4 protein-coding genes are annotated in these 5,694 nt (G+C 49.2%); 2 read left to right on the top strand and 2 right to left on the bottom strand.

Going from position 1 to position 5,694, the window contains the following annotated elements; translation table 11 throughout:
• Nucleotides 1-144 precede the first annotated feature (144 nt).
• Nucleotides 145-657, bottom strand: a complete 513-nt coding sequence (locus PN462_RS22375) for a hypothetical protein (protein WP_272131072.1) — start codon at nucleotides 655-657, stop codon at nucleotides 145-147.
• A 359-nt stretch (nucleotides 658-1,016) separates the two neighbouring features.
• Between PN462_RS22375 and glgB the strand changes: the two genes are divergently transcribed.
• Entirely contained in the window at nucleotides 1,017-3,290 is a 2,274-nt protein-coding gene (gene glgB / locus PN462_RS22370; RefSeq protein WP_272131071.1) for a 1,4-alpha-glucan branching protein GlgB, read from the top strand.
• Nucleotides 3,291-3,494: 204 nt separating this feature from the next.
• On the opposite strand, the gene hemL is transcribed toward glgB, so the two are convergent.
• Nucleotides 3,495-4,793 (bottom strand): glutamate-1-semialdehyde 2,1-aminomutase, encoded by a 1,299-nt coding sequence (hemL, locus tag PN462_RS22365; RefSeq protein WP_272131070.1) that lies wholly within the window; start codon nucleotides 4,791-4,793, stop codon nucleotides 3,495-3,497.
• 154 nt (nucleotides 4,794-4,947) lie between these two features.
• Between hemL and tsaB the strand changes: the two genes are divergently transcribed.
• Nucleotides 4,948-5,580 (top strand): tRNA (adenosine(37)-N6)-threonylcarbamoyltransferase complex dimerization subunit type 1 TsaB, encoded by a 633-nt coding sequence (tsaB, locus tag PN462_RS22360; RefSeq protein WP_272131069.1) that lies wholly within the window; start codon nucleotides 4,948-4,950, stop codon nucleotides 5,578-5,580.
• Nucleotides 5,581-5,694: the final 114 nt, after the last annotated feature.

Raw genomic sequence — 5,694 nt, 5'->3', positions numbered from 1 at the left:
GGTCTATGTGTAGCCTAAGAGGTTGTGAGTCTCAGCCGCATCGTTCGCGCAGCGTCTCCGCAGGAGAAGCGGTATCGACTCACCCGCTTTCCTCCCCCACCTGTTCCGAGGTGGGGGAGTCCCGCGGCTCTTTTGTTGAAACTATTATTGTGAATTACCCAAACCGGGGAATTGAGACATCATGGCCAGTCCTTCGAGAGAATAAACCCCTGGATATAGTTTGCCATTAATCTCCCAAGTGGGATAACCGGAAATTCCCTGATCTCGACAAAGTTGTGTCTGCGCATTCTCCCCCCTCGGATCACATTCAATTTCCGTCAAATGCTGTGCTGCTTGATTGCCGAATAATTGAAGTTGGCGATCGCATTGCGGACACCAATAGGCCCCATACATTTTTACTCCTTGTGCCGTAAGATGCTTGGCCAGTGCCACCTTCGTCTCTGGGGATGAAAACTCGCTCTGTTGAGTTGCCACCCGGTTTCCCTGTAAAGAAACCTGATCAGGATTTTCCGGAGTCACCGTCACCCGAAACGCACAACTGGTGCTAACTCCTGCACTCAAGAGGATTAAAGTGGCGAAAGTTAAGCAACGGAAATGTTGGTACACCATAAGTCTTAAAGAAATGCGAAGAAATGCGCGATCGCTATTCAATATCATGCTTCTACAGTACCAGTAGCAGTGATCCCGAAACTGAACACAACCAGTTTCCATTTCTAGTAGGGATTAAGGCGGGTTTTGATTATTTAGTTGTGTTGAGTTATCACCTTTTTATAGAATATAAATTATAATTGCAAGATTTTTTTGAGTATGTCTAAAGATTCTGATCTTTACAAAATTATTGGTATTGATTCAGGCTTTTTATTGTTCAGTTACACTGCACTTCACCGAAGCTATCTTAAATTTTTCATTTTTTTAACACTCTATTGCCAATTCCCTGATTAAAAAAAGCAGTTCACACTTTAATCGAACCTTCGTTAATATTACATAGCGTAGAGAAGTAAAGAAAAATTAAGCGCATGACCCAGACTATTGCCCCCGAACAAGTCCATAGTATCGTTCAGAACCAACACCAGAACCCCTTTGAAATACTGGGGTCACACCGCATTGAAGACAACGGGAAAACCCGTTGGTCAGTCCGGGCCTACCTCCCCGACGCAGACCAAGCCTGGGTTATCCGACCCCAAGAACGGGAACAACACCCCATGCAGACCCTTCACCATCCCCACTTCTTCGAGTGTGAACTCGATGTCCCCGAACTGAAAAACTATCAGATCAAAGTCAAAACCGGAGAACACGAACGAGTCTTCTACGACCCCTACGCCTTCCGTTCCCCCCGCTTAACCGACTTTGACATCTACCTCTTTGGGGAAGGAAACCACCACCGTATTTACGAAAAACTCGGCGCACACCTCACCCAAGTCGATGGAGTCCAAGGCGTTTACTTCGCCGTCTGGGCCCCCAATGCGCGGAACATCTCCGTCATCGGAGACTTCAACAACTGGGATGGTCGTCACCACCAAATGCGCTTAACCGGAGGCGGTATCTGGGAACTCTTTATCCCCGAACTCCACGAAGGCAACCTCTACAAATACGAAATTAAAAATATTTTCGGACATATGTACGAAAAGTCCGACCCCTACGGGTTTCAACAGGAACTCCGACCCCAAACCGCCTCTATCGTCACCAACCTCAACACCCACCAATGGGGAGATGAAGACTGGATGGAGAAACGACGGGAAAAAGACCCCCTCAAGCAGCCTCTTTCCGTCTATGAAGTCCATCTAGGGTCATGGTTACACGATAGCGCAGAAAATTCTCCAGAACAGGGTAAAGCTGTCCCTATCTCCGAAAAACCAGGGGCCCGCTTCCTCACCTATCGAGAACTGGCCGCTCAACTCATTCCCTATGTCAAAGAATTAGGGTTTACCCATATCGAAGTCCTCCCCGTCGCAGAACACCCCTTTGATGGGTCCTGGGGATATCAAGTCGCAGGATATTTCGCCCCCACCTCCCGCTTTGGGACCCCAGAAGACTTTATGTACTTTGTGGACCAATGCCACCAAAATGACATCGGAGTTATTGTGGACTGGGTGCCAGGGCATTTCCCCAAAGACCGCCACGGGTTAGCCTATTTTGATGGGACCCACCTCTACGAGTACGACGACCCCCGCAAAGGAGAACATAAAGAATGGGGAACGTTAATCTTTAACTACGGTCGCAATGAAGTGCGTAACTTCCTCATTTCTAACGCGCTGTTTTGGTATGACAAATACCACATTGATGGGGTGCGGGTGGATGCCGTGGCCTCCATGCTGTACTTAGACTATGACCGCAAACCTGGTGAATGGGTCCCCAACCAGTACGGAGGAAACGAACACCTCGAAGCAGTGGACTTCCTGCGGGAACTCAATTCCCTCATGTTTGGCTATTATCCTGGTATTCTCTCCATTGCCGAAGAATCGACTTCTTGGGCCTTAGTGTCACGTCCCACCTATATTGGAGGGTTAGGCTTTAGTTTCAAGTGGAATATGGGCTGGATGCACGATATGCTCCATTATTTCAGCCAAGACCCCGTGTATCGGAAATATCACCAAAATAATGTCACGTTCAGCATTATGTATGCGTTCAGCGAGAACTTCATGCTGGCCTTATCCCATGATGAAGTCGTCCACGGGAAACGCAGTCTATTGGGGAAAATGCCGGGGGATGACTGGCAGAAATTCGCCAACTTACGGGCATTATTCGGCTATATGTTCACCCACCCCGGCAAGAAAACCCTATTTATGGGGATGGAATTTGGCCAGTGGAATGAGTGGAATGCGTGGTCTGATTTAGACTGGGGGATATTGGAAAATAAACCCCATCAACAGTTAAAACAGTTTATTACCGATTTAAATAAACTCTATCAGAGCGAACCTGCTTTATATTCCGAAGACTTCTCCTTTGCGGGGTTTGATTGGATTGAATGTAATGATGCGGATAATAGTGTGGTGTCCTTTCTCCGCAAATGTCCCGACTCGGAGGAGTTTTTGGTGACGGTGTGTAATTTCACCCCCCAACCTCAAGATGATTATTGGATTGGTGTTCCTGAAGGAGGATTTTACAAGGAAATTTTTAATAGTGATGCGGAACATTATGGGGGGAGTAATTTAGGAAATTATGGCGGTAAATGGGCCTTTGACTGGCATAATCCCCGCTTTCCCTATGCCGTTGCTTTAACCCTTCCTCCCCTCAGTGTGTCGGTGTTTAAGTTAGACTCCACTAAGCAGTTAACCGAGGAAAAGGAATAATAAAAATACGCCCTGGGTTTAAACCCAAGGCTAAGAGCTTAAACCCGTTAAAAACGGGTTGGAAAACCAACCCGACACTTAAAATTACAATCTTTGATTTAAGAGTGGTAGTTCACCTCCCTATCCCCCCATTGATTCAGTGACAAGATTGAGAATGAAACAGCCTTGCCCTTTCAAAAAGGGTGAGGGGGGATTGGGAAATCTCTATAAATTCGCCATCACTTTGCGGGCCGCTTCTAAGGTTTGATCAATGTCCTCATCGGTATGGGCCAGGGAGGTGAAACCGGCTTCAAATTGGGAGGGAGCAAGATAAATGCCCTGCTCTAACATCCCCCGATGATAGCGGGCAAATTTCTGTAAATCGGATTTTTTCGCCCCTTCGTAGTCGTGAACGGCATCATTGGTGAAAAAGAGGCCGAACATGGCACTAATGCTATTTCCATAAGCAGCATGGCCGTTTTCTTTGGCGATACTGACCAAACCTTCGACTAATTTTTTGGTCATTTTGTCTAACTGCTCATAGGCCCCCGGCTTTTGCAGCAATTCTAGGGTTTTAATGCCTGCTGTCATGGCCAAGGGATTCCCGGATAATGTTCCGGCTTGGTACATAGGCCCGGCTGGAGCAACCATGGACATGATATCTTTTCGGCCTCCATAAGCTCCGACGGGTAAACCCCCACCGATGACTTTTCCTAATGTGGTTAAGTCGGGGGTTACGCCAAATTTTTCTTGCGCTCCGCCGTAGGAGATACGGAAGCCTGTCATTACTTCATCAAAGGCTAATAACGCGCCATTTTCTTGGGTGAGTAAGCGCAGTCCTTCTAAAAATCCGGCATCGGGGGGAATGAAGCCGGAATTCCCGACAACGGGTTCAAGAATAACTCCGGCAATTTGATCGGGGTTTTCGGCAAAGAGGGCTTTGACGGCTTCTAGGTCATTGTAGGGGGCTGTGAGGGTGTTGCTGGTGACGTTTTTGGGGACTCCGGGGGAGTCGGGGAGTCCCAAGGTGGCGACTCCTGAACCGGCTTGGACGAGGAACATATCCCCGTGGCCGTGATAACAGCCTTGGAATTTAATGACTTTATCCCGTTGGGTGAATGCCCGCATGAGGCGCAGGACAGACATACAGGCTTCGGTCCCGGAGTTGACGAAGCGGACCATTTCAATGCTGGGAACGGCATCAATGACCATTTCGGCGAGGACGTTTTCGAGGACGCAGGGTGCGCCGAAACTCGTGCCTTTGTCGATGACTTCTTTAAGGCCGTTGATCACGTCGGGGTGAGCATGACCGCAAATGGCGGGGCCCCATGTGCCTACGTAGTCAATGTATTGATTTCCGTCAACATCCCAAATATATGCCCCGTTGACCCGATCAATGACTAGGGGTTGGCCGCCGACGGATTTGAAGGCACGGACGGGGGAACTTACGCCCCCTGGCATTAGTTTTTGGGCTGTGGCGAAAATTTCTTCGGATTGGCTAGTTTGTAAAGGTGTTGCAACCAAAATACTCTCCTTTAATTCAAGGCTTAATCTGCTATTGTGAAAACTTCCCCGTGAAGGGTTGGGATAAGGCTCTATTGTAACTCAATAGGCTCATCCCCTATCCTATCGGTCAATCTTTGTCCTACCTAAAGAAAATTATCTCATTTTGTTACAGATGTCTGAGGAAAAGTACGGTTTGGCTTTGCATACGACGACCCCCCAATTAGGGTTAGCGAAGGGGGTGATTGGGGGGCAAATCGACTCGCAAGTGTGGGATTTGGGTCGAGAGTTGTCTTCGGTGCTTCAGGTCTATTTGGGGCAATTTCTCGCGCCTGTGGGATGGGAAGCGTTGGGGTTTATTGCGGTGGCTCAAGGACCGGGGGGCTTTACGGGGACGCGCATTGGGGTGGTGACGGCGCGGGTTTTGGCGCAACAGTTGCAGTTGCCGTTGTTTCCGGTTTCGACGTTGGCGGCAATTGTCCATGGTCATCTGGCAACGATGACTCCTCCCTGTCAAGTTGCGGTGGAATATCCTGCAAGACGGGGGCAAGTTTTTGGGGCGGTGTATGAAGTGTTGCCGACTCAGGCGTTGCGTCCGGTGTTGGGCGATCGCGTCCTAACGCCAGCAGAATGGGAGACAGTGTTACAGGGATTGTCAGAGCGCGATCGCGTCCTAAAACTCCCCCTCAACACCCCCATCGGCCACACCGTCACCAGCATCCTACACCTCGCCACCCAAGCCTGGAACAAAGGAGAACGCCCCCACTGGTCGAAAGCCCTCCCCTTTTATGGCCAGAATCCGGTTTAACTTGTTGGAAGCGTTGGGAAATGGGGGAGATGGGGGAGATGGGGAAGATAGGGAAGATAGGGAAGATAGGGAAGATGGGGAAGATGGGGAAGATGGGGAAGATGGGGAAGATCG

Source organism: Spirulina sp. CS-785/01 (genome assembly GCF_028330525.1).
Classification (GTDB): Bacteria; Cyanobacteriota; Cyanobacteriia; order Cyanobacteriales; family Spirulinaceae; genus JAQMSD01.
Note: the sequence above shows the minus strand (reverse complement) of the source record. Positions and strands in the feature narration are given on the sequence as shown.

What these genes read in the sequence shown, in the direction of transcription:
- tsaB (WP_272131069.1), top strand. Translation starts at nt 4,948, where the DNA reads ATGTCTGAGGAAAAGTACGGTTTGGCTTTGCATACGACGACCCCCCAA.
- PN462_RS22375 (WP_272131072.1), bottom strand. Translation starts at nt 657, where the DNA reads ATGATATTGAATAGCGATCGCGCATTTCTTCGCATTTCTTTAAGACTT.
- glgB (WP_272131071.1), top strand. Translation starts at nt 1,017, where the DNA reads ATGACCCAGACTATTGCCCCCGAACAAGTCCATAGTATCGTTCAGAAC.